Source organism: Bacillus sp. FJAT-25509 (assembly GCF_001420605.1).
In the GTDB taxonomy this organism is placed as follows: domain Bacteria; phylum Bacillota; class Bacilli; order Bacillales; family Bacillaceae_G; genus Gottfriedia.
The window spans coordinates 93,572-117,971 of sequence record NZ_LJIZ01000018.1; the positions used below are offsets into that span (position 1 = coordinate 93,572).

13 protein-coding genes are annotated in these 24,400 nt (G+C 32.7%); 2 read left to right on the forward strand and 11 right to left on the reverse strand.

The features are described from left to right. Positions 1-110: 110 nt before the first annotated feature. The 3 genes from AN960_RS11880 to AN960_RS11890 all read right to left on the reverse strand — a co-directional run bounded on the left by AN960_RS11880 (position 111) and on the right by AN960_RS11890 (position 10,960). Entirely contained in the window at positions 111-4,283 is a 4,173-nt protein-coding gene (locus AN960_RS11880; RefSeq protein ID WP_056471462.1) for a S8 family serine peptidase, read from the reverse strand. A gap of 901 nt (positions 4,284-5,184) precedes the next feature. Beyond that, positions 5,185-9,345 (reverse strand): S8 family serine peptidase, encoded by a 4,161-nt coding sequence (locus AN960_RS11885; RefSeq protein ID WP_056471465.1) that lies wholly within the window; start codon positions 9,343-9,345, stop codon positions 5,185-5,187. Between the two features lie 355 nt (positions 9,346-9,700). Next, positions 9,701-10,960 (reverse strand): helix-turn-helix domain-containing protein, encoded by a 1,260-nt coding sequence (locus AN960_RS11890; RefSeq protein WP_056471467.1) that lies wholly within the window; start codon positions 10,958-10,960, stop codon positions 9,701-9,703. Positions 10,961-11,492: 532 nt separating this feature from the next. Between AN960_RS11890 and AN960_RS11895 the strand changes: the two genes are divergently transcribed. After that, entirely contained in the window at positions 11,493-12,341 is an 849-nt protein-coding gene (locus AN960_RS11895; protein ID WP_056471469.1) for a MurR/RpiR family transcriptional regulator, read from the forward strand. An 85-nt stretch (positions 12,342-12,426) separates the two neighbouring features. On the opposite strand, the gene AN960_RS11900 is transcribed toward AN960_RS11895, so the two are convergent. Continuing rightward, the gene (locus tag AN960_RS11900; protein WP_056471472.1) at positions 12,427-13,035 is read right to left on the reverse strand and encodes a TetR/AcrR family transcriptional regulator; all 609 of its coding nucleotides are present in this window, start codon (positions 13,033-13,035) and stop codon (positions 12,427-12,429) included. Positions 13,036-13,217: 182 nt separating this feature from the next. On the opposite strand from AN960_RS11900, the gene AN960_RS11905 reads away from it, so the two are divergent. Then, the gene (locus AN960_RS11905; protein ID WP_056471475.1) at positions 13,218-14,408 is read left to right on the forward strand and encodes a YhgE/Pip domain-containing protein; all 1,191 of its coding nucleotides are present in this window, start codon (positions 13,218-13,220) and stop codon (positions 14,406-14,408) included. A gap of 41 nt (positions 14,409-14,449) precedes the next feature. Here the strand turns inward: AN960_RS11905 and AN960_RS11910 are convergent, their stop codons facing one another. The 7 genes from AN960_RS11910 to ribE form a co-directional block, all read right to left on the reverse strand. Then, the gene (locus AN960_RS11910; protein WP_056471478.1) at positions 14,450-18,616 is read right to left on the reverse strand and encodes a S8 family serine peptidase; all 4,167 of its coding nucleotides are present in this window, start codon (positions 18,614-18,616) and stop codon (positions 14,450-14,452) included. Positions 18,617-19,062: 446 nt separating this feature from the next. Then, the gene (locus AN960_RS11915; protein ID WP_056471530.1) at positions 19,063-19,884 is read right to left on the reverse strand and encodes an MBL fold metallo-hydrolase; all 822 of its coding nucleotides are present in this window, start codon (positions 19,882-19,884) and stop codon (positions 19,063-19,065) included. A 161-nt stretch (positions 19,885-20,045) separates the two neighbouring features. Further along, positions 20,046-20,522: a YbaK/EbsC family protein gene (locus AN960_RS11920; RefSeq protein ID WP_216600077.1), complete on the reverse strand. Its 477-nt coding sequence runs from the start codon at positions 20,520-20,522 to the stop codon at positions 20,046-20,048. Positions 20,523-20,603: 81 nt separating this feature from the next. Continuing rightward, on the reverse strand, positions 20,604-21,602 hold the full coding sequence (locus tag AN960_RS11925; protein WP_502692546.1) for an MBL fold metallo-hydrolase: 999 nt from the start codon (positions 21,600-21,602) through the stop codon (positions 20,604-20,606). A 267-nt stretch (positions 21,603-21,869) separates the two neighbouring features. After that, positions 21,870-22,331 carry a 6,7-dimethyl-8-ribityllumazine synthase gene (ribH, locus tag AN960_RS11930; protein WP_056471487.1) on the reverse strand — a complete coding sequence of 154 codons (462 nt, stop codon included), beginning with the start codon at positions 22,329-22,331 and terminating at the stop codon, positions 21,870-21,872. Positions 22,332-22,348: 17 nt separating this feature from the next. Next, entirely contained in the window at positions 22,349-23,542 is a 1,194-nt protein-coding gene (locus AN960_RS11935) for a bifunctional 3,4-dihydroxy-2-butanone-4-phosphate synthase/GTP cyclohydrolase II (protein WP_056471489.1), read from the reverse strand. A 12-nt stretch (positions 23,543-23,554) separates the two neighbouring features. Further along, positions 23,555-24,202 (reverse strand): riboflavin synthase, encoded by a 648-nt coding sequence (gene ribE, locus AN960_RS11940; protein ID WP_056471491.1) that lies wholly within the window; start codon positions 24,200-24,202, stop codon positions 23,555-23,557. Positions 24,203-24,400 lie beyond the last annotated feature (198 nt).

Genomic DNA, 24,400 nt, shown 5'->3' on the forward strand with positions numbered 1-24,400 from the left:
TTACCATTGTGTTTTAAATGCAGGGTTTAGGGGGAAGAAAACGATTGAAAAAAGTAATTTAAAAATAAAAAGCCTTCTCCCAAAAAACAATCGGGAGAAGGCTGCTTTTATTATTTGTTTAAGCCTAAATCTGCTAAGATACTATCTAATGTAGCACCTTTATATGAACTTTTTGCTTTAGGAGGATTTGAAACAGTTGAATTTTGTAATCCAAAATTATTAACTACATAATCCATATCTTTCGCATCAACTACTTTATCAAAGTTGAAGTCAGCAGATGCTTTGTTTGTGCCCCAGTAAGTTTGTACAGCTAATGCATCTAATACATCGATTACATTGTCTTTATTTGCATCACCAGCAGGTGCAACATCTAATAAGTAGCGTAATTGCCTACCAATTAAATCACCTCGGATATTATCAAATAAATTATTCATTTTTTGATTCATTGTAAAGTGTCCTGGTACATCAACAGATAAAGTGTAAGGTTTACTGTCTAATTTCACACCATCGAATGCATAATCACCTTGTTTTGATGTGATTGGTGTTTGTAAAACAGTTTTACCATCATAAGATGTTAATGTAATTTTCGCACCTACTTTACTTTGATCGATCGCATAGTTTGTTTCACCTGTTGCAGGGTTTTTTGCTCCTTCTACTTGAAGTGTACCTGTAAGTTTTGAAACTGTTGGTTTTACATTATAACCATCGATATAAGTGTAAACATTTTTCGTTTCAACATTTGATGTATCAATTGTAGACGCACCATTACCTGAGAAGTTAATGGCTGAACCTGTTGTAAATGATTTATCTAATGTTTTAATATCGAAATTAAATAATTGAGTGTCCTCTGGTAACTTAGCTGAACCTGAGTAAGTAAAAGTAAAGTCATATTGTGTAATATAGTCCCAAGTAGTAGGTGATGTTTTTACTGTCACTTGTGCGTCACCATATTTTTTAACTTCATCATTTACTAGAATATTGTCAATGCTTCCTTGATTATTATTCAATTGAAGCGTTAATTTAGTAGTTTTTAAGTTACTAATATTATTTGCTTTAACAGCGTAATTTACTGTATCACCAGGTACAATATTTTGCTTATTCGCTTTTAAGTAATAATACGGAGTTGTATTTTTTACAAAAGCAACTCTAATTTGAGCAGTTGGATTTAACGCTGCATCCATACCATAGAATGTTAAAGGCAATACTGAATATTTACTATCAACTAAAATTTGATCAGTATAATCACCATTTTTATCTACGTTTATAGGCAATGATGGGAAGAAGGAATTATACGTGTAAACAATTGTGTTATCTGATTGATCCGCTTTAATACCGTATTTTTTCGCTTCATCGATTTCTGGGTCATTTACATTGATATTGAAGTCATATAACATTTGTCCATTTTTATCTAGTTGACTATCACTATACTCGATAACCTTTTGATCTAACTTGTCAAAGCTTGAAGTCATATTAGGAACAGCATATTCCAGCATAAAGTCTCTAGCTTCAGCAAATGTTTTTCCACTTTCACTCACACCAACAAGTCTTAATTTGTAGTGACCTGGTTTAATTAATTCATATTTACTACTAATCGGGTTTTTCGCATCTCCAGTGAATGGGAAGTAATATCCACCGACAAGGCGACCGATATTGTAAACGACATCTTCTTTCAATACCGATGTATTAAATGAACCAATAATACCTAAGTCTTGACCAGTTGTAGGGTCCTGAACGATCACATCTAATGATTTCATATGTGTTTTTATAGAAACACTTCCATCAATAAATGGGTACGCATAAGTTGGATTCGTAATTTTATTTGAATAAAGTGGGTTGATTAAATTAAATGATTGGATACCCTCTTCAACTACACGAACACCAAACGGAATTTGATATTGTTCAGTTGGATCTTGAGTATTCGTGAATGTAACATAACCTTCATATGTTCCTTTTTCAGCAGTTTTTGGAATGTTTAAATTAAACTTAATTGATTTCGAACTAATACCATTTAACTTAACTGATGTAGGGCCTGAAAGTGTAACCTTATTTGAAGCTGCATCCTTCGATCCTCTTAATCCAGTTTGATATTTCACGTCAACACTAAATGTTTTTGCTTTTTCACTTCGATTCTTTAATGTAACGTTACGAGAATCAGCAATATCATTACCATCAAATCCAAATGAACCAAAGCTCATCCCACCGGTTAACTCATTAATTAATTTTTCTTTGCCGTTTACAATCGTTGGTGTTTTATCAACCACTTCTAATTCTACATTTGAATGAATTGCTTCATATGCATCTACACGTCCACTACCTACTTCAAATACGCTATAAGCTTTTGATAATGGATCAGCTGTATTCATTAGGATGGATTTAATATCTTCTGGTTGTAAATCTTTATTTGATTGTAGTAATAACGCGGATACACCAGCTACATATGGTGTTGCCATTGATGTTCCAGACATACGCTCATATGCATACTTATAATCCTCAGGTTTTGATCCATCACCTGTTTTGTTATTTACATAAAATGGTACAGATGAAAGAATCGAAACACCTGGAGCAGTTACTTCTGGCTTAATATCATAGTTTACACGTGATGGTCCTCTTGAACTAAACGTTGCTAATTCATCTGAAGCTGTTTGTAGCTTAGAATAATCACCGAAAGTAACTTCATTTTTTCCAGCTTTAACTGCTTCGGTAATTTTTAATCCCTCTTCATATGAAACTGAGAATGAAGGAATCGCGTCTATCGACTCACCTAAGTATGCTTGGATTGCACCTTCACTTTGGTTATCAATGTTATTTGCCATTAATACACCTACAGCACCTGCTGCTTTTGCATTTTTGATTTTATCAATCAATGCAATCGTTCCACGTTGAATGTAAGCAATCTTTCCTTTTAAATCTTTTCCCGTGAAATTAGATGGATTTGCTAAACCTACGTCAACAAGTTGATAAGTTTTGCCTTTTAATGTCGTTACATCATCTGAATAATTTTGAGCTAATTGTCTAAAGTTGTACTTGTTTCCATCCTGTGTTCCGTTAAATTGATAAAGATCAATTGCAACTGATGAAGCTCCAACAGTTAATGCTAATGCAGCCGCTCCCGGTGAACCTAATGTGTCCATTTGGTCTCCGTCATTCCCTGCAGCTACGACAGTCGTTACGCCACTTAATACAGCATTGTTAACCGCGATCGAAGTTGCATAAAGTGGATCATTTATCGATGCACCTAATGACATATTAATAACATCCATACCATCTTTTACTGCTTTATCAAGACCGGCGATGATTGCTTCACTTGTTCCAACTCCACCAGGTCCAAGTACACGGTAAGAATAAATATCGGATTCTGGTGCTGCACCAACCTGCTTGTATTCACTATCTGATGCACCACGTCCACCAATAATACCAGCTACGTGTGTACCATGCTCAGTATAATAGTCAGCTCCATTTGCAGATCCTGGTTTACCAGCTTTAACCCAGTCAGCATATGTAGTCTCCATTGGATCATTATCATTATCTACAAAATCATATCCACCTTTGAAAGCGCCTTTTAAATCTGGATGGTTGTAATCGATACCTGTATCAAGGATACCAACTTTAATACCTTTTCCTGTATAGCCTTCAGCATGTAGCTTATCCAAGCCATCATATGGCGTATAGTTTGCTACTTTAGACTCGTCTGCTTTTAACTCGCTATTCTTATCCGATTCTTTTGGAGGGTCAATTGAGAACTTCTCATTACTCCATACAGTTTTAACTGCTTTTGATTTTAATAGATTCTTAATTTGGTTTGCTGGTAGACTCATTGAAACACCGTTAAATGCAGATTTATATGAATGCTTAATTTTAAAATCTACCTTTTTATTATTTTCATCTTTAAGAACTTGTCCCACTTCTGCACTAAAAGTAGAATGATCTTGATCAACTAATTTCCCCGCTTGTGCCTCGGTTAATGATTTGCCATCTACTTGCGCCTCAATTTGAGCCACTTTCGCCGGTTTATTTGCAAACTCAACAATGACTGAAGTTTGTTTTGGAGTCGTTTGGTCAATGTCTGATGAGATTTGAAGCCCTGTCGCTTCATTCGTTGTAATTTGTTTTAAAGCAGCTCGTTGCTGGGAAGTTAAATTTGCAAGTATTGTTTCTGTCTTCGTATTCCCTGCTGCCTTTGAAACATTTGTTACATGTGCAATCGGTGCAACAACAACACTAGATGATAGAGCTAATACGGTAAAGCCTGATACAAACTTACTTTTCTTTACTCTTTTCCCCATTCTTCTTCCTCCTGGCTTTATTTATCTAAAGTAAAATTCAATAAAGATCTATGATTTATAAAATAGTAAGCTACTTTTTATCTTCATATTTAACTCTTTACATCAAATTTACTTTCTACATTTATTATCAATTTATTCCAATTTTCGGTCAATTGGGTTATCCCTCGCCTAATTTATCAAAGTTTTAAATTTTCCCTCTCTACTTTCGACAGGATTCTTCTAAATTCTCCCGTGAAAAACAATCGAAATAACCCAATTTTTCTATCATTTAAAAAGAAAGAGTCTGCTATTTGAAAACGCCTACTATTTTTAATTAAACTTTAATATTTCTAAATAAACCCCGAATTGATAGCTTTTTCTTACTAATTGAACAAGATAAAACTATTTTAGAATATTTTAATTCATCATTTATTAGGTCTATTTTTCATTTGAAATGGTCAATAATTAACACCTTTTTTATGAAAAGCAACTACAGAGTGAAGGGGTAGTTACCTTTAAAAGGTAATGAGCAACGAAGAAAGTGCACTTTTTTGGGCAGTCTACGAGAGGGTATTTTGACTTCTGAGTTTGTGTTTTTCGATTGTTTCTTTGAACTTTGCTTCTGTTTATGGTCATTTTCAATTTATCATTTTACTGAACTATGCTTTTTCACTCAATTTATTTAAAATGAATAGCTTTATTTGCAGTTCCACCGATTTTATTTGCAGATTTGACTTTTTCAATTGAGGATTTTCCAACTTTATTTGCAGTTTTCGTATATTTATTTGCACGTCCCCCTAATTAATTGCAGATTTAGCTTTTTTAATTGCGGTTTTGCCAATTATATTTGCACTTCACCACATCCTTCTACAAACTTAAAAGGGAAGCCAAATTAACTGGCTTCCCTAATTTAAATCTTTTATTATTTGTCTAAACCTAAATCTTTTAAAATACTATCTAAAGTTGCACCCTTATAAGTAGTTTTTGGTTTTGGAGCTTGATCAACAGTAGGATTTTGTAATCCAAAGTTTTGAACAACAAAGTCCATATCCTTTTTATCTACTACTTTATCAAAGTTAAAGTCTGCTGAAGCTTTATTTGTCCCCCAGTAAGTTTGTACAGCTAATGCATCTAACACATCAATTACATCATCTTTATTAACGTCTCCAGCTGCAGCTGTTAATAAACCTAGATTATATCTCTTACCAAGAGTTTCACCACGTACTTCATTTGATAAAAGTACTTGTCTGTTCATAGTAAAATGTCCTGGTACTTCAACTTTATAAGTATAAGGTTTTGGATCTGCTTTCAGTCCCTCTGCACTATATGTTCCACTTTTGTTAATTGTAGGTTGAACAGTTGTTTTTCCATCATAAGACGTAACTGTAACTTTTGCACCAATTGCACTTTGATCAAGCGCATAATTTTGCTGACCTGTTGCTGGATCAATTGTTCCTTCTAAACGTAATGCTCCATCAATTTTAGAATAAGTATTCTTAATTTTATAAGATTCCATGTACGCATACACATCATTAGTCTGAACATTTGATTGGTCAGTTGTTGATGCTGTCATTCCATACCAGTCATTTGGGATAAAATTTGTATATTTCTCTGCTGTTTTCATATCAAAATTAAATAATTGTAAGTCTTCTGGTAAAGCTTTTGTTCCATTATAAGTAAATGTAAATGTATAAAGCTGACTTATTCCAGAAGGTACTGAAGTTACAGAAACTTGTGCATCACCATATTGTTTTACTGCATCATTTACAACGACATTTTGAATTGTTGCAAGATTTGGATCAACTGTAAATTTAATTTTAGTTGTTTTTAAGTTTTTAATATTATTTGAACGAACACTATAATTTACCGTATCGCCTGTTGTTACTGTTTGTTTATTTGCTTTTAAGTAGTAGTATGGGAAATTTTGGTCCACGAATACTAGTCTTAACATATTTGCAGCATTTCCAGTAAAGTTTCTTGCTGCATCCATACCATAGAAAGAAACTTGTAAAGGTGTATCACGCTTATTAACTAAAATCTGGTCAGTATAGTTTCCGTTCTTATCCGTTTTAATTGGATTAGCTGGGAACGGACTATCGTAAAATGATACGACTGCATTATTTGACTGATCTACTGGGAAACCTAAGCGATTTGCTTCAGCAGTTTCGGGATCATTTAGATTAATGTTAAAGTCATATAAGAATTGTCCTTTTGAATCAAATTGACTATCTTTGTATTCAATTACTTTTTGATCTAAAGAGTCAAAACTAGAAGTCATAGTAGGTGCTGCAACATCATAAACGAAACCAGCAGTTCTTACAAATGACTTACCTTTTTCATTTGTACCAACTAATTTTAATTTATAGTTTCCTGCTTTTGCTACTACTGGATCATTACTAATCGGATTTTTTGCATCACCAGTGAATGGATAATAAACTGAACTAAATCCTCTTCCAATAAAGTACTCTTGATTTTCATTCATTGTGATTGGTGTAAATGAACCAACTAAACCAAGATCTTCACCTGTTGTAGCATCTTGTAGTAATACATCTAATGTTTTCATGTGTGACTTTAATGAAAGATCGAATGATAAGAACGGAAATGCATTTGCTGGCCAGCTCGTATCATTACCAAACATTGGGTTGTCAATTTTAAAATAATCAATTCCTTCATCGACTACACGACCACCAAATGGAATTTGATATTGCTCAGTTGGATCCCCGGTATTTGTAAATGTAATAAAGCCTTCATATGTTCCTTTTTCTGCTGTTTTTGGAATGTTTAAGTTAAATTTGATATTCTTTTGGCTAATTCCATTTAATTTTACAGAAGTAGGTCCAGTTAACGTTACATTGTTCCCAGCTGCATCTTTAGATCCTCTTAATCCAGTTTGGAATTTCACATTTACATTAAATGTTTTCGCTTTTTCGCTACGATTTTTTAATGTAATATTGCGAGAATCTGAAATATCTTTATCATCGGAACCATATGATCCGAAGCTAATGCCACCAGTTAGTTCTTGAATAGACTTTTGTTTGCCATTAATATATGTCGGCGTTTGGTCTACTACTTCCAATTCTACATTCGAATGAATTGCTTCGTATGCATCAACACGTCCACTACCTGCTTCAAATACACTATAAGCTTTTGATAACGGATCAGCCGTGTTCATTAAAATCGATTTAATATCTTCAGGTTGTAGGTCTTTATTTGATTGAAGTAATAATGCTGATACACCTGCTACATAAGGTGTCGCCATCGATGTACCTGATAAGCGCTCATATGCATATTTGTAATCTTCAGGCTTTGATCCATCACCAGTTTTATTATTTACATAGTATGGTACCGTTGAAAGGATCGCCACACCAGGAGCTGTTACTTCAGGTTTAATATCATAGTTTACGCGAGATGGACCTCTTGAACTAAATCCTGCTAATTCATCTGATGCTGTTTGCACCTTTTTAAAGTCACCAAATGAGAATTCTGATTTACCAGCTTTGATAGCGGCTGCAATTTCTGTACCCTCTTGATTAGAAACAGAGAATGCTGGAATTGCATCAACTGATTCGCCTAGGAAAGATTGAATTGCACCTTCAGCTTGATTTGTTTCGTCGTTGTACATTAAAACACCAACAGCACCTTTTGCTTTTGCATTTTTAATTTTATCGATTAATGCAATCGTTCCACGTTTAATGAAAGCAATTTTTCCATTTACATCTTTTCCATTGAAGTCTGCTGGATTACCTAAACCAACATCAACTAACTGATATGTTTTTCCTTTTAATGTTGTTAAGTCATCTGAATAATTACGAGCTAATTGTCTAACTGAATAGTTTTTGCCATTATTTACTCCAGCATATTGATAAACATCTAATGCGATTGATGATGCACCAACTGTTAATGCTAAAGCTGCAGCACCAGGTGAACCAAGCGTATACATTTGATCGCCGCTATTTCCTGCTGCAACAACTGTAGTTACACCACTTAATACAGCATTATTTACAGCAATTGAAGTCGCATACAATGGATCATTTAACGTTGCACCTAATGACATATTAATAACATCCATACCGTCTTGAACGGCACGATCGATCCCTGCAATTATAGCTTCCTCAGTTCCAGATCCATAAGGTCCTAAAACTCGATAAGAATAAAGGTCAGCATCAGGTGCCGCTCCAACTGTTTTATATTCACTATTCGCAACACCACGTCCACCAATAATACCAGCTACATGTGTACCATGCTCAGTATAATAAGTTGATGAACCACTAATCTCAGGTTGTCCTGATTTTTTCCAATCTGCATATGTTGTTTCCATTGGATCATTATCGTTATCAACGAAATCATATCCACCTTTATAAGCATCCTTCAAGTCTGGGTGATGATAATCCATCCCTGTATCTAGAATCCCTACTTTAATTCCTTTACCTGTAAATCCTTCAGCATGTAAGCGATCTAGAGCATCATATGGTGTATAGTTTGCAACATTTGCTTCATCTGCTTTTAGTTGATCATTTTCTTTAGGTGGGTCAATTGTAAAAGTTTGGTTACTCCATACCTTTTTTACAGCTTTAGATTTTAGTAGATTCTTAATTTGATTTGCTGGTAATGTCATGGAGACACCATTGAATGCATGTTTATATGAATGATTAATTTTGTAATCTACTTTTTTACTTTTACCAGTTGTTAAAACTTGGTTAATATCTTTCGTAAAAGTATCATGGTCTTGATCGATTTGCTTTTCTGCATCTGATTTTGTTAAAGTTTTACCTTCTACACTCGCTTCAATTTGAGCGACTTTAACTGGCTTACTAGCAAACTCTACAATGACTTTTGTTTGATCAGTAGAGTCCAAATTAATATTAGAGGAAATTTGCAGCCCAGAGTCTTCACTAGTTGAAAGCTGCTTTAGAGCTGCTCTTTGCTCTGAACTTAAACTTGCCAAAATATCTTCTGCTTTACTCGGACTTGCTGCATTTGATACATTTGTTACTTGTCCAAGAGAACCTAAAATAAAACTAGATGTTAAAGCTAAAACAGTAAAACTTTTTAGAACTTTACTTCTTTCTCTCTTTTCCCCCATTTTTCTTCCTCCAGTTCATTTTTCTTCTTAGTTTGCCTTTAACGTTAATTACTAGAATTAAATTTTTTTGACAACTTCTTCTAGTAATCAACAAAATAGAATGACGTTTGTCGTTTTTTTCTATTAATTATATTATTGGGAATTTTCCATTTTTACGCAATTGGGTTATAAGAAACCCTGTTTTATCAATGTTTATCCAATTCACCTTAATAAAATCGACAAATAACAACATAATTCCCCTTCGGAATAAACCAATTTTAGGTATTTTAAATTCACTAAATAATAAATGCACTTTTTCTAGCAAAAAAAAAAAATACATAGACACGTTACTTAACGTTGTCTATATATTTCTTTTTTACATGCTCACAAATGTATGTTCAATTGACTCATACAACTCTGCGGCTTTTTGAAACTCTTTAATCTCTATATAGTATTTATATAATTTCTTACCAAACTGTTCGATATAAAATTTATTATTAGTAGAATAAAAGAATGGGAGTGCCTCATCCGATAGATATTGATAAAATTTTTCACGGGCTCCCTCAGCTTTAAGCTTAAATAGTTTAATCAATGTAATATGTACTGGGCTTTTTAACATTTTTGCTAATGCTAGTGCTCTTTTCATCACACTAAGAAGTATCTCTTTTTCTAATAGTGTCCCTTCAGTACATGTCTCTAAATAATTGCATAATCTTCTTAAGTAATTTATTGATTTTTTATTTTCGGTTTCATTAATACTTTCCTCAAAATAATACAATGCATTTTCATATTCTTCTCGCTTAAAGTATTTCACTCCAAGATTATTCAATAAAATAGCCTTGCGTTCTCGATCGCCTAATACTTCACAGTTATGAATTAAATCTTTATAGCGTTCTACAACTTCACTAAAATTCATTTCTAATTCACTACCGTACTGCAATAACATAAGTGATTCAGAACTAATTGCGAATAAATAATTATTCGTTCTTTGAAAAAACTTAAGTGCCATTTCGGCATATTTATACGCTAAGATTTTTGAGCTTCCGAAATGATAGGCAATTGCTAAATGGTGATAGTATTCTTCATTTCGATACTCATCAATATTAATCATCTTTAATACTTTTATTGCCTTTTGATGGTCTTCATTACTTAGGCTAGTATAGTTCGATATATAGTACATACCTTGAAGATGATAGAATAAATTTTTCTCGAAAGGTGATAAATCATCAAATTCTTTTTTCACATATGTAAGTATTTGCTTAACCATATCTAAATTTTGATAATGAAAATAATATCTTGCTCTTAGTAAATTATAATGGGCTGCATATTGTGAATAATCAATAAAGGGCATTTGTTCAAGTTCTGCTTTAATTTCTACAATTTGAGTTTCTTTTTTCATGACTAATGCGTCGTGCCAAAGATGTAATTTTTTCTCTAAATTATAAAACGATTGGACTTCATGATTAATATTGATTCCTAAACGATCTGAAAATAAAGCGATAATATCAGGTGAGTACGCCGTCTTTCCTCTTTCTATTTTACTAACATGAGTAGTTGTACATATACCTTCTCCAAGCATCGCTTGAGTTAATCCCATTTTTTCACGATAAAACTTTATGATTTCCCCCTCAATCATATGCACCCTCCTCTATCTCTATAACCATATTTAACTAATTATTCTTTACTAAATTTTAATATCCTTTTAAGGAAAAAACAATTAATGATTTATACCTAGTACTAGTAAATTTCAATCCAAACCCAATACATTATTACTAAATAAAAGATAGGATTCGAAAATGAAATCCTATCTTAAAGACTAATTTATTTTTTTTATTTATTTCTAAAGACCTACCCAGAAACTATGTTAATTTTCAACTTTCGTCATTAAACCAAAGAAAAAAATTCCTCTTAACCCACTTATTTTGAAAATTTGCTATACTAAACATGTGTGAAAAAAATTTTTTTGACAAAAATGAATATATACGAAATAATTTTCACATGAAAGGGTTTTCATATTATTATTAAAAAAAACACTTTTTTCCTATATAATAATAATTAAGCAAATTATATTTCTTTTCTAAATTTTTAAAATACATTTTTTCAATTTAATACTATATTAAAAATTTATTTATAACTAAAACTCAATTTACTCGAAAGGTGTAAACAATATGGAACAAACGAACAGCTTAGGTAAAATTCGTTCTTACTATGCGCGATTAAGTGATAAAGAAAAAAAGATTGCTGATTATATATTACAAAACCCAAAGCATATAATTCACAGTACAATTACAGAAGTAGCTGAAGACTTAAACGTTGCTGATGCAACTGTTTTTAGATTTTGTAAACGGATTGGATTTAAAGGTTACCAAGCGCTCAAAATTGCATTAGCATCTGAAATTATGACACCAATCCAGCAAATCCATGAAGAAATTAATGAAAAAGACGATGAGATAACGATTGCGAATAAAATATTTCAATCTAATATTCGAACACTTGAAAATACTGCCCAAATCTTAGATAGTGCATCGTTTAAAAAAGCAGTAAATCTTATATTAAAAGCTAATAAAGTTGAATTATATGGTGTAGGTGGCTCATCTGTTATTGCGATGGATGCCTTTCACAAATTTATTCGCACAGGAATAAAAGCAAATTCATACACTGACTCACACTTTCAATTGATGTCAGCTTCTCAACTAACCAAGGAAGATGTAGCAATCGTCATCTCGCATTCGGGCTCAAATAAAGACATCCTTCGTATTTTGCAAGTATTAAATGAAAACGGTACCAAAACGATTGGAATTACAGGTTTCCCAAAATCTACTTTAAGTCAAAATGTTGATGTCTCGCTTTACACCTCTTCCGAGGAAACAGAATATCGACCAGAAGCACTGGCATCTAGAATTGCACAATTAAGTATTATTGATGCATTATACGTAAACTTAATGATCTTAAACTCTCATAAAGCTAAAACATCATTCGAAAAGGTAAGAACTGCAATATCAGAAACAAGATCTTAATACTATTAGGAAAAAAGATGTCTCAAATAAAAATCTTGAGACATCTTTTTTAGTGGTATTGAGAAGGCTTTACTCTAACCTACATTTATTTAGCGATTTGACTAACAAATGTCTTCATAAGTTTCAATAGCTTCATATGCATGATTGCCATTTCTTCAGGGGTAATTGGTTCTTCTTTTTCTAGCCATTGCTCCAACAGTCCAAAGAAGGCCGATGAAATGAATGCAGTTGTGTATTCATGTGGAATATCAATCATGTACACTTCTTCTAATAAATCCACTAGTTTTTCATAAATCGTTTCTTTAATATGTTCCTTCATTTTCTTCGGAAAAGCTGGGTCCCCTTTTGTACTGATCAAAATTTTTATAAATCGTTGATTTTCTTTTAAATAATGATATACATTTAGAATAGGTGGATAGACCATATCATTTGAATAAAACTCATTCATTTCTTTTGGTCTTATAAATATTAGTCGATCCTGTAATCCTTCTAAGATTTCATTTTGACTTTTTTCCATTAAATCATATTTATCTCTGTAATGTAGATAAAATGTACCGCGATTTAAACCTGCTTTTAATGTAATATCTCTAACTGAAATAGCTTCGAATCCTTTTTCCTCTATTAAATCTAACAACGTCTCTTTTATTAATTTCTTCGTTTTTGCAACTTTTATTTCTCTCAATGATTGACTCATTTTAGATCATCCTTTTGAAATATAAGTTCTTACTAAACAAATTTCATAAATGTGTTTAGCAATGAACACATTTGTATGATTTGCTTATTGTGATTTATTAAAACTCATTGTAATATCTTCACATAACAATAGTCAACACGTTGTTCAGTAATTTTATATAAAGGAATTAGGAGGTTATTGAAATGAACTTATTTAAACAAAAACAAGCTATTTTAGCTCCTCTACTAGTTTTAGTTGTTGCGATTATTTTCAGTCTAACATTGGCATCATCCGTTAACCCTACACCTAAAAATCTTCCAATTGCGATTGTAAACGGAGATCAAGGAATCCAAGTTCCTTCAAAAGGGAATGTTAATATAGGTGATATGATGGTTTCAAAAATAAACAAACTATCTAAAACGAATAATGGTGAAAAACCAGCGATTAAGTGGATACAAGTATCAAGTGAGGAAAAAGTACGTAAAGGTCTAGATGATCAAAAATATTACGGTGCTCTTATTCTTCCAAGTGATTTAAGTAAAAATCAAGCTTCACTAAAAACAGCAAATCCTTCACCGATAGCGATTAAAATTTTAGTAAACCAAGGTAAAAATACAACTGGCTCAACGATGGCTAGTCAAATGCTAACTCATATTGTAGAAAATCTTAACCTAACTACTCATACTCAAATTTTTAACGAATTAAAGAAAAACGTGAGCTCAATTTCAGTAAAACAAGCTGAAGTTTTATCAAATCCGATTGTGGCAAATATTGAAAATGTAAATGCAATTGGGACACATACAGCAAATGGAAATGCTCCTGTCATCCTAATTACACCACTTTGGATGTCTAGCTTAATAGGAGCAGTTATCGTCTTTTTAGCGAAAAAGAAAACACAAACATCAAATTCAACAAGTAAATTAAAAGTTATTTTTGAACAATTAATTCTAGGAGTTATCCTATCATTCATAATCGGTTTTGGCATAACATTAATGGCAAAATGGATTGGATTCACTCTTCCTAACTTCTTAGATGTTGCGTTATATTTAACAATTGCTTATTTCTGTTTCCATATCCTTATTTCTGCTGTTATGTCATGGGTTGGTTTTGGTGGAGTTGGGATCTTTGCCCTAATCTTTTTCTTCTCAGGTTCTTTAATTGGAATGCCAAAAGAGCTTTTACCAGCTTTTTCAAAAGACTGGATTTACTCTTGGGTTCCAATGCGATTTGGTGCTGACGGATTAAGAGAAATCTTCTATTTCGATAATGGATTATCAATGAGTCATCCAATGAGTATTATTTTATGGATTGGTATAATTTCTCTACTTGCCTTATCTTTATCTGCCTTTAAGCCGAAAAAAGAAGTAGTAAACCAAGCAGTAGCTATGAAATAACATAAAAAAGGAAACCGGACTAATCGGTTTCCCCTTTCTTATTATTGATCTAATCCTAAATTTTTTAAGATGTCTTCTAAAGTCTTTCCTTTATTAGTAGTTTTTGGTTTTGGCGCATTATCAACTGTCGAATTTTGTAATCCAAAATTTTTCATGATAAAGGCCATATCCTTCCCATCTACTACTTTATCAAAATTAAAGTCCGCTGTATTATTATCTGTACCCCAATATGTTTCGACAGCTATTGCATCTAAAATGTCAATAACGTTATCTTTATTCACATCACCAGCTGCTGCCCTTGTTAAATTCCAATTAATTCTCTTTCCTACTAATTCACCACGTACGTTATCTGATAAATTCATTTTTCGATACATTGTAAAATGACCAGGGATATCGACTTTGACAGTATAAGGTTTATTATCAGCTTTTATGCCTTCAGCAATGTATTGACCATTTTTGTTAGAAATTGGTGCTTCTACAGTCGTATTTCCATCATAAGAAGTAACTGTTACTTTTGCAGCAATTTTACTTTGATCAATTGCATAATTCGTTTGACCTGTAGACGGATCAATTGATCCTTCAGATAATATGGCTCCATCTACCCTTGATTGAGCTTCCTTAATTTTATAAGTTTCCATATAAGTATAGACGTTACTTGTTTCTACATTTGATTGATCAATCGTTGATGACGTCATTGTATACCAATCAAATGGCATACCTTTAGTCCATTTCTCAGCTGTTTTTATGTCGAAATTAAATAATTTTAAATCTTCTGGTAAAGCTTTCGTTCCATTGTAAGTAAAGGTAAATATATAAAGAAGTGTACCAGTTGTAGTAGGTACTGATGACACTGAAACTTGCGCATCTCCATATTGTTTTACTTCATCACTTACAACGACATTTTGAATTGTTGCAAGATTTGGATCAACTTTTAAATTGATTTTTGTTGTTTTTAAGTTTTTCACATTATTTGAACGAACACTGTAATTAACAGTATCACCTGTTGTGACAGTTTGTTTACTTGATTTTAAGTAATAGTATGGAAAATGTTCATCGACAAATATGATTCTTAAATCATTTGATGCATTTCCAGTAAAGTTTCGTGCTGCATCAAATCCATAAAATGCAACCTGCAATGGTGTAGAACGTTTTTTAACTTTAATCTGATCTGTATAGTTTCCATCTTTATCTGTATACTTTGGCTTTGCTGGGAATGGACTATCGTAAAACGATACAACCGCATTGCTTGTTTGATCAACCGGTATACCTAAGCGATTTGCTTCATCCGTTTCAGGATCGTTTAAATTAATGTTAAAGTCATATAAAAATTGGCCATTCGAATCAAATTGACTATCTTTATATTCAATTACTTTTTGATCTAAATTGTCAAAGGTAGTTGTCATATTTGGTGTGCCAGAGTCAAAAAAGAAATCAGCTGTTTTCGTAAATACTTTACCTTTTTCATTTGTTCCAATTATTTTTAATCGATATTTTCCTGATTTTGCATTAATCGCTTCGCTACTTATCGGATTTTTCGCATCTCCAGTAAATGGAAAGTAGAGCGAATTAAATCCTCTTGAATTCGTATAATTTTGATTTTCGTTCAATGTGATTGGTAAATATGAACCTACTAAACCTAAATCCTCACCAGTTTCTGCATCCTGTAACACAATATCTAATGTTTTCATATATGACTTTAATGAGTAACTATAACTTATATAAGGATATGCATTTTCAGGCCAATCTATATTATTGCCAAACATTGGATTGTTGATCTTAAAAGTATCAATTCCTTCATCAACAAAACGTCCACCAAATGGAATTTGATACGTTTCCGTTGGGTCTTCTGCATTTGTAAATGTAATATACCCTTCGTATGTTCCTTTTTCTGCAGTTTTTGGAATGTTTAAGTTAAACTTAATATTTTCTTTGCTAATTCCATCTAATTTTACAGAAGTCGGACCCGTTAATGTTACATTATTTTTAGTTGCATCTTTAGATCCTCTTACTCCTGTTTGGAAATTTACATCTACCTTAAATGTTTTCACTTTTTCACTACGATTTTTTAATGTAATCTTACGAGAATCAGTAACATCTTGATCATCGAATCCATAGGATCCAAAACTAATGCCACCAGTTAGTTCTTTAATTGAATTTTCTTTTCCACCAATAATTGTAGATGTTTGATCAACCACTTCTAACTCTACATTCGAATGAATTGCTTCATATGCATCTACTCGCCCACTACCTACTTCAAAAACGCTATACGCTTTTGATAGTGGATCAGCCGTATTCATTAAGATTGATTTAATATCCTCTGGTTGTAAATCTTTATTTGATTGAAGTAATAATGCTGATACCCCCGCTACATAAGGTGTTGCCATTGAAGTTCCAGAAAGACGTGAGTAAGCATATTTATAATCTTCAGGTTTTGATCCATCAGCTGTTTTATTATTTTCATAAAATGGTACAGTTGAAAGAATCGAAACACCTGGAGCAGTTACTTCTGGTTTAATATCATAATTCCTGCGAGATGGACCTCTTGAACTAAATGTCGCTAATTCATCTGAATCAGTTTGAACTTTACTAAAATCTCCAAATGTGAAATCAGAAGCTCCAGCTTTGATTGCTGCTGAAATAGCTAAACCATCTTCATTTGAAACAGAGAATGCCGGAACTGCATCCATTGATTCACCAAGATATGATTGGATTGCACCTTCAGCTTTATTTGCTTCATCGTTATACATTAACACGCCAATTGCACCGTTTGCTTTTGCATTTTTAATTTTATCTATTAATGCAATCGTTCCACGTTTAATAAATGCGATTTTTCCTTTTACATCTTTACCAGTAAAATCTGCAGGATTTCCTAAACCAACATCAACTAACTGATATGTTTTTCCTTTTAAAGATGTCATATCGTCTGAGTAATTTTGTGCTAATTGTCTTACTGAATAATTCTTGCCATTATTTACCCCTGCGTATTGGTAAACATCTAAAGCAATAGATGAGGCACCTACTGTTAATGCTAATGCTGCAGCTCCAGGTGAACCAAGCGTATACATTTGATTACCAGTATTCCCAGCTGCAACTACTGTTGTCACACCACTTAAAACTGCATTGTTAACTGCGATTGAAGTAACATACATTGGATCATTAATTGTTGCTCCAAGTGACATATTAATGACGTCCATACCGTCTTGAACTGCACGATCGATTCCTGCAAGAATGTCATCCGCTGTTCCACTTCCATATGGTCCAAGTACACGGTAAGCATATAGGTCCGACTCTGGTGCTGCTCCTACTGTTTTATACTCACTATTTGCATTGCCACGACCACCAATAATACCTGCAACATGTGTACCATGTTCAGTGTAATATGCTTCTGAATTACTAACTTCAGGTTTACCAGACTTTTTCCAATCTGCGTAAGTTGTTTCCATTGGATCATTATCGTTGTCAACGAAATCATATCCACCTTTATAAGCATCCTTTAAATCTGGATGGTTATAATCCATCCCCGTATCTAAGATTCCGACTTTAATTCCTTTACCTGTAAATCCTTCATTATGTAAACGATCTAAAGCATCATAAGGTGTATAGTTTCCAACATTTGCTTCGTCTGCTTTTAGTTGATCATTTTCTTTTGGTGGATCAATTGAAAACGTTTGGTCACTCCAAATCTTACTAACAGCTTTTGATTTTAATAGATTCATAATTTGATTTGCTGGTAGTGTCATGGAAACACCATTAAATGCATGTTTATAAGAACGATTAATTTTATAATCTACCTTTTTACTTTTACCACTTGTTAAAACTTGGCCAACATCCTGAGTAAAAGTATCATGGTCTTGATTGATTAGCGCTTCAGCATCTGATTTTGTTAAGCTTTTACCTTCTACACTCGCTTCAATTTGTGCTACTTTAACAGGTTGATTTACAAATTCAACAATGACACTTGTTTGCTCCGAAGAGTCCAAATTAATATCAGAAGAAATTTGAAGCCCTGATTCTTCATTCGTTGAAAGCTCTTTAAGAGCCGCTCTTTGCTGTGCAGTTAGGTTAGCAAGAATGTCTTCTGCTTTACTTGGACTTTCTGCATTTGATACATTTGATGCTTGTCCAAGAGAACCTAAAATAAAACTAGATGTTAAAGCTACTACTGTAAAACCTTTAAGAACTTTCCCCTTCTCTCTCTTTTCCCCCATCTTTCTTCCTCCAGTTCGTTTTCAACAATTTAGCTAATCCAAATAATTACAAAAAATATCTTATTCTGACAAAATCCATTGTAATTAATCATTTAAAATGAACAATTTTCGTTCATTTATCTTAATTAAATTATCGTGAATATTCTGTTTTTAATCAAATGGGTTATTGCAGGCCTTGATTTATCAGTATTTATTCCATTAATTAAAAAATGCGACAAAACTCTACATTTTTCTCAATAAAATTAACATGATTTTTAACAATTTTAGGGATTCATTTTATCATTTAATTAACCTATTAAAACTTTTTAATTAAAATATTAATCGTTATTTAGATTTCTATATATGTTAGATACAAAGTTAAAAAGATAGAATATTCCCAAGTAAGGTCTCTAAAACAAAAAAAGAACCAAGCTACGTTGATTCTTTTTTCATATATCAATTGTCAATTAAGTATCAAACAACTTTCCATCCAGTGCTTCAATATATCTTTTAGCAGATTTATAAACTACTTGTTTTGCATTCCCTTTTACAATCCCATGAAATGCATTATAAATTCTATCAAATGTTAACTTCTCAACAGCTAACGATATCTCTTTTACTTTTTTTGCTGGTAATGGAATTAAATTAGGATAACTATACATAAAACTTACCCATTCCGGATCTGCAACTACTTGAATAATATCCCCCGTTAACAGTATTCCCTTATGCTCATTTCCAGCTTTCCATTCTAATACTGCCCCACCTTTAAAGTGCCCGCCTAATCGATGAATTTTAATTCCTTTGTTAAGCTCTAACATTTCGCCGGACCAAAAAATAATCTTATCACTTTTTCTCATAACCCACTCTTGATCATCTTCATGTATGTATACAGGTACATCAAATTTTTTAGCCCATTCAATTTGACTAGAGTAATAGTGTGGATGTGATAGAGCAATCGCATTGATTCCTCCTAGCTGCTTAATTTCTTCAATTGTCTTCTCATCTAAATAAGAGACACAATCCCATAATACATTAAACCCTTCATTCTTAATAAGATAGGCAGTTTGACCAATTCCAAACTTAGGACTAGTAACGATACTATTCAAATTGTCTTCTTCAAAACGGATAATATTTTGATAGTTCTGGTCTTTCATTGATTGTAATGTTGTCCATCCTTGGCCATGCGGGTTGATGTATTGTCTTTCTTCAGAACAAATTGTGCAGTACTTAGGAGGATCGATAGACTTGTTATATTGAACGCCACATGTCGTACAAATAAAGTTGAACATTTGCTCATACATCTCACTTTCCTTTGAAATTAATCTGACAAATGGTACTTTATTAAAAGGTAAAAATTTCCAATAAAAACAGACACATTTAAGTATAGTAAATCAAAAACTGATTTATTACACTTGAATGTGCCTAAATAAATGATAGTCAGTGCATTCTATTATTTAATTTTCACAACTTTACCTTTTGTCATTTCAACCAATTCATTTGGTGTTAATTGAAAAATTGCTTTCGGATGGCCAGCAGCAGCCCATACTTCTCTATACTGTAATAGATCCTCATCAATAAATGTAATTACTTGGTTTTTATGACCAATTGGTGAAACTCCTCCAATTACGAATCCTGTTTGTTCACGTACAAAGTCAGCATCTGCTTTACCTAGTTTTTCATTTAGTATTTTCTCAATTTGTTTCTCATTTACACGGTTTATTCCACTTGCGACTACTAGTACAGCGCTATTTGAGCTTTCTAATTTGAATATAATAGACTTTGCAATTTGAGCCACTTCACAACTTAATGCTTCCGCTGCTTCCTTAGCAGTTCTTGCACTATTTGGTAATTCAATCACTTTATTTGAATAACCTAACTCAAAAATTAAATCTTGTACGATTTGTGCACTTTCTTTTAATGCTTCCACAAACATCACTTCCCTAAAAAATTGATTTTTAAATTATTCCATACTAAAAGGTACAATCCTGCTTTTTTTCAAATAAATAAACTACTTCCACCAAATTGAATTAGGATATTCACCTGTACTTATATTAATTGTTTCACCAATTTTAGGTGTAGAATACTTTACTTCATTTTCTTTAGCAGCCTTCACGGCACGTTCAATTGGGTCATTCCAGTCATGAAATGCTAATGTAAAGGCACCAAAGTGAATTGGTACAAGAACTTCACCTTTTACATCAATAAAAGCTTTAACAGTTTCTTCTGGCAGCATATGAATTGCAGACCATCGTTTATCATATTGACCACATTCCATTAACGCTAGATTAAACGGTCCATATTTTTCCCCTATTTCCTTAAAATGAGGTGCATATCCGCTATCTCCACTAAAATAAATTTTCGTTTTCCCACCAATGATGACCCACGAGCACCACAAAGTACTGTTACGATCAGTTAAACTTCTTCCCGAAAAATGTCTTGCTGGCGTACAAGCTAATGTTAATTGATCAAATTTAAATTCATCCCACCAGTTATGCTCAGAAATACTCTCTTTCGGTACCCCCCAACTCACTAAGTGACTTCCTACACCAAGCGGAACAATAAATCGATCTACTTTCTGTTTGATTTTTTTTATTGTACCGTAATCTAAATGGTCATAATGATCATGCGATAGTATGACAGCATCTATTTTTGGTAATTCACTGATCTCAATTGGCAAACCTCCGCTATATCTTTTACCACCAAATTGCGGAAACGGGGTTGGTGCGTTCCCAAACATTGGATCAACTAAAATGTTTTTGCCTTCTATTTCAATTAATAGTGCTGAATGTCCAAACCAAGTAATTTTCGAATCTTTACTTTCTGAATGAAACCTGGAAACATCAATTTTCTCCATTGGAATCCCATCTCTAGGAACACGATTCGGATTTTTCTTAACAAAGTCTCTAATCATAGAAATGTTTGTTTTAAAATCCATACTCATACTAGTAGGGACTTGGTTTATAAACTTACCATTTTTATAATGCTCTAAAGCATAAAATGACTCCATTTGATCCTTTGAATATTTCTTCCCAAAATGAGGATATGTATTTAAAAACGTTAAAATAACGATAACTAATATGACTAAAATTAGTAAAAATAACATTTAATTTCTGCCTCCAAATAAACCTTTACTAAATTTTACACTACCACAAATTTAGATGATTAAACAAATATTCAGATTGCTTTTTTATATAAAAAATTACTTTCTCTTGATAAAAAAAAGAGAGGTAAAAATTCACCTCTCTTTAATCAGTTTCTTCTATTATATATATACTTAGTTTATAGTTCTTAATAAATTAGCCATTTCAATTGCTGAAATACCAGAATCCCAGCCTTTATTACCAGCTTTAGTGCCCGCTCTTTCAATCGCTTGTTCAATATTTTCTGTCGTTAATACACCAAAAATGACAGGGATACCAGTTTGTAGCGTAATAGCAGCAACACCTTTTGCTACTTCATTACATACGTAATCGTAATGAGTAGTTGCCCCACGAATAACTGTTCCTAGCGTAATGATTGCATCGTATTTTTTTGAATCTGCAAGTTTTTTTGCGACTAATGGAATTTCAAATGCACCTGGTACCCAAATAACATCAACGTCTGATTCTTCTACACCATGACGATATAGTGCATCTTCTGCACCACCTAGTAGTTTTGATGTAATAAATTCATTAAAACGTCCTACGATTACAGCAACTTTAAGTCCAGATCCTACTAAATTTCCTTCAAATTTCATCTTAATCTCTCCCATTTTTAATAGTGTAATAAATGTCCCATTTTTTCGATTTTAGTAATTAAATATTTTTCGTTTTCTGTTTTCATTTCGGTTTGAATTGGCACTCGATTATTTATCTGGATTCCGTGAGATTTTAGCGCTTCTATTTTAACTGGATTATTCGTTACTAAATCTATACTCACAATCCCTAAATCTTTAATAATTTGAGCACTTATCGCATAATCTCTTAAATCTGAATCAAATCCTAAATTTAGGTTTGCTTCAACAGTATCAAAGCCTTCTTCCTGTAACTTATATGCTCTTAACTTATTAAGTAAGCCAATCCCTCTGCCTTCTTGTCGCATATAAACAATTACGCCTTTGCCTACTTCTTCAATCATCGATAATGTTGATTGCAACTGAGGTCCACAATCACAACGACATGAGCCAAATACATCACCTGTTAAACATTCCGAATGAATACGTACAAGTACTGGTTCACCATCGTCAACTTTACCTTTTACAATCGCAATATGCTCTTTGCCATCGATCTTGTTTGTATAACCAATCATCTTAAAATCACCAAAATCTGTTGGTAATTTAATTTCAACTTCTCTTTTTACAAGTTGTTCAGTTTCTTGTCTATAATGAATTAAATCTTTAATTGTAATCATTTTTAAATTAAATTTATTTGCGATTTGAATTAGATCCGGTACTCTTGCCATCGTTCCATCGTCATTCATAATCTCACAAATGACACCAACTTCTTTCGATCCAGCCATTCGAGCTAAATCCACTGCCGCTTCTGTATGACCTGGTCTCTCAATAACTCCCCCGTTTTTAGCGACTAAAGGAAACATATGCCCAGGTCTTCTAAAATCTGCTCCAGTTGATTCATCATTTAACATTTGTAAAACAGTATGTGAACGTTCAAATGCCGAGATACCAGTAGTAGAGTCAATATGATCAATACTTACAGTAAAGGCAGTACCATGAGAATCTGTATTTTTTGTTACCATTTCATATAAATCTAGTTTCTTGGCTATCTCTTCAGAAACAGGTGCACAAATTAATCCGCGACCATGAGTGGCCATAAAATTGATATTTTCAGGAGTTGCAAATTCTCCGATAACAACAAAATCTCCTTCATTCTCTCGATCTTCATCATCACAAACAATAATAATTTTACCATTTTTTAAGTCTTCAATTGCTTCTTCTATTTTAGAGAACATGAGCTTACTCCTTTATATATAGCCATTTTGAGTTAAAAATGAAGTTGTTATTGCATTACTCTTTTTCGTCTCATTCATACCAAGCATTTTTTCAACATACTTACCTAATAAATCAAACTCAATATTAACGACATCTCCAACTTTTTTACTGCCTATGATCGTATGTGAACGGGTATGAGGAATTAAAGAGATTGTTACAATATCAGTTTCAACTTCAAATATTGTTAAACTTGTACCATCAATCGTTATACTGCCTTTTTGAAGGCAATATTTAGCAAACTGACTTGGAATATTAATTTTATAGATTACAGCATTTTCCATTGATTTGATGGATACAATTTTACCTGTACCATCAATATGACCCGATACAATATGGCCACCAAACCGGCCATTTGCTGCCATTGCCCGCTCCAAATTTACTTTTTGGCTAGAAACCAAAGTACTTAGATTTGAAGCTTGAAATGTTTCAGGCATGACATCAACAGAAAATTCATTTTTAGTAAAATTCGTAACGGTTAAACAAACCCCATTTACAGAGATGCTGTCTCCTAAATGAACATCCTCTAAAATTTCTGATGCGCCAATTGTAAGCACTAAAGTTTTACCTTTTTTTACGATATTTTTTACTGTTCCTATTTCTTCAACGATTCCAGTAAACAAGTTTATTCACCTCAATTCGAAAAAGCACATTACACTCAAGCCCGATAAATGACTTTGTAAGATCCATCTCTAATTTCATAAATAGTTGATCCAACTTATCACACCCTCTAATTCAAATTAATTTGAAAAAGTGAAAAGCCCCTTAGAAAACTCCTAAGGGGCAATAGATGTTTAAGAAAGGAAGTGTACTTAAATAAA

What these genes read in the sequence shown, in the direction of transcription:
- AN960_RS11915 (WP_056471530.1), bottom strand. Translation starts at nt 19,884, where the DNA reads ATGTTCAACTTTATTTGTACGACATGTGGCGTTCAATATAACAAGTCT.
- ribH (WP_056471487.1), bottom strand. Translation starts at nt 22,331, where the DNA reads ATGAAATTTGAAGGAAATTTAGTAGGATCTGGACTTAAAGTTGCTGTA.
- AN960_RS11895 (WP_056471469.1), top strand. Translation starts at nt 11,493, where the DNA reads ATGGAACAAACGAACAGCTTAGGTAAAATTCGTTCTTACTATGCGCGA.
- AN960_RS11890 (WP_056471467.1), bottom strand. Translation starts at nt 10,960, where the DNA reads ATGATTGAGGGGGAAATCATAAAGTTTTATCGTGAAAAAATGGGATTA.
- AN960_RS11880 (WP_056471462.1), bottom strand. Translation starts at nt 4,283, where the DNA reads ATGGGGAAAAGAGTAAAGAAAAGTAAGTTTGTATCAGGCTTTACCGTA.
- AN960_RS11910 (WP_056471478.1), bottom strand. Translation starts at nt 18,616, where the DNA reads ATGGGGGAAAAGAGAGAGAAGGGGAAAGTTCTTAAAGGTTTTACAGTA.
- AN960_RS11900 (WP_056471472.1), bottom strand. Translation starts at nt 13,035, where the DNA reads ATGAGTCAATCATTGAGAGAAATAAAAGTTGCAAAAACGAAGAAATTA.
- AN960_RS11905 (WP_056471475.1), top strand. Translation starts at nt 13,218, where the DNA reads ATGAACTTATTTAAACAAAAACAAGCTATTTTAGCTCCTCTACTAGTT.
- AN960_RS11935 (WP_056471489.1), bottom strand. Translation starts at nt 23,542, where the DNA reads ATGTTCTCTAAAATAGAAGAAGCAATTGAAGACTTAAAAAATGGTAAA.
- AN960_RS11885 (WP_056471465.1), bottom strand. Translation starts at nt 9,345, where the DNA reads ATGGGGGAAAAGAGAGAAAGAAGTAAAGTTCTAAAAAGTTTTACTGTT.
- AN960_RS11925 (WP_502692546.1), bottom strand. Translation starts at nt 21,602, where the DNA reads ATGGAGTCATTTTATGCTTTAGAGCATTATAAAAATGGTAAGTTTATA.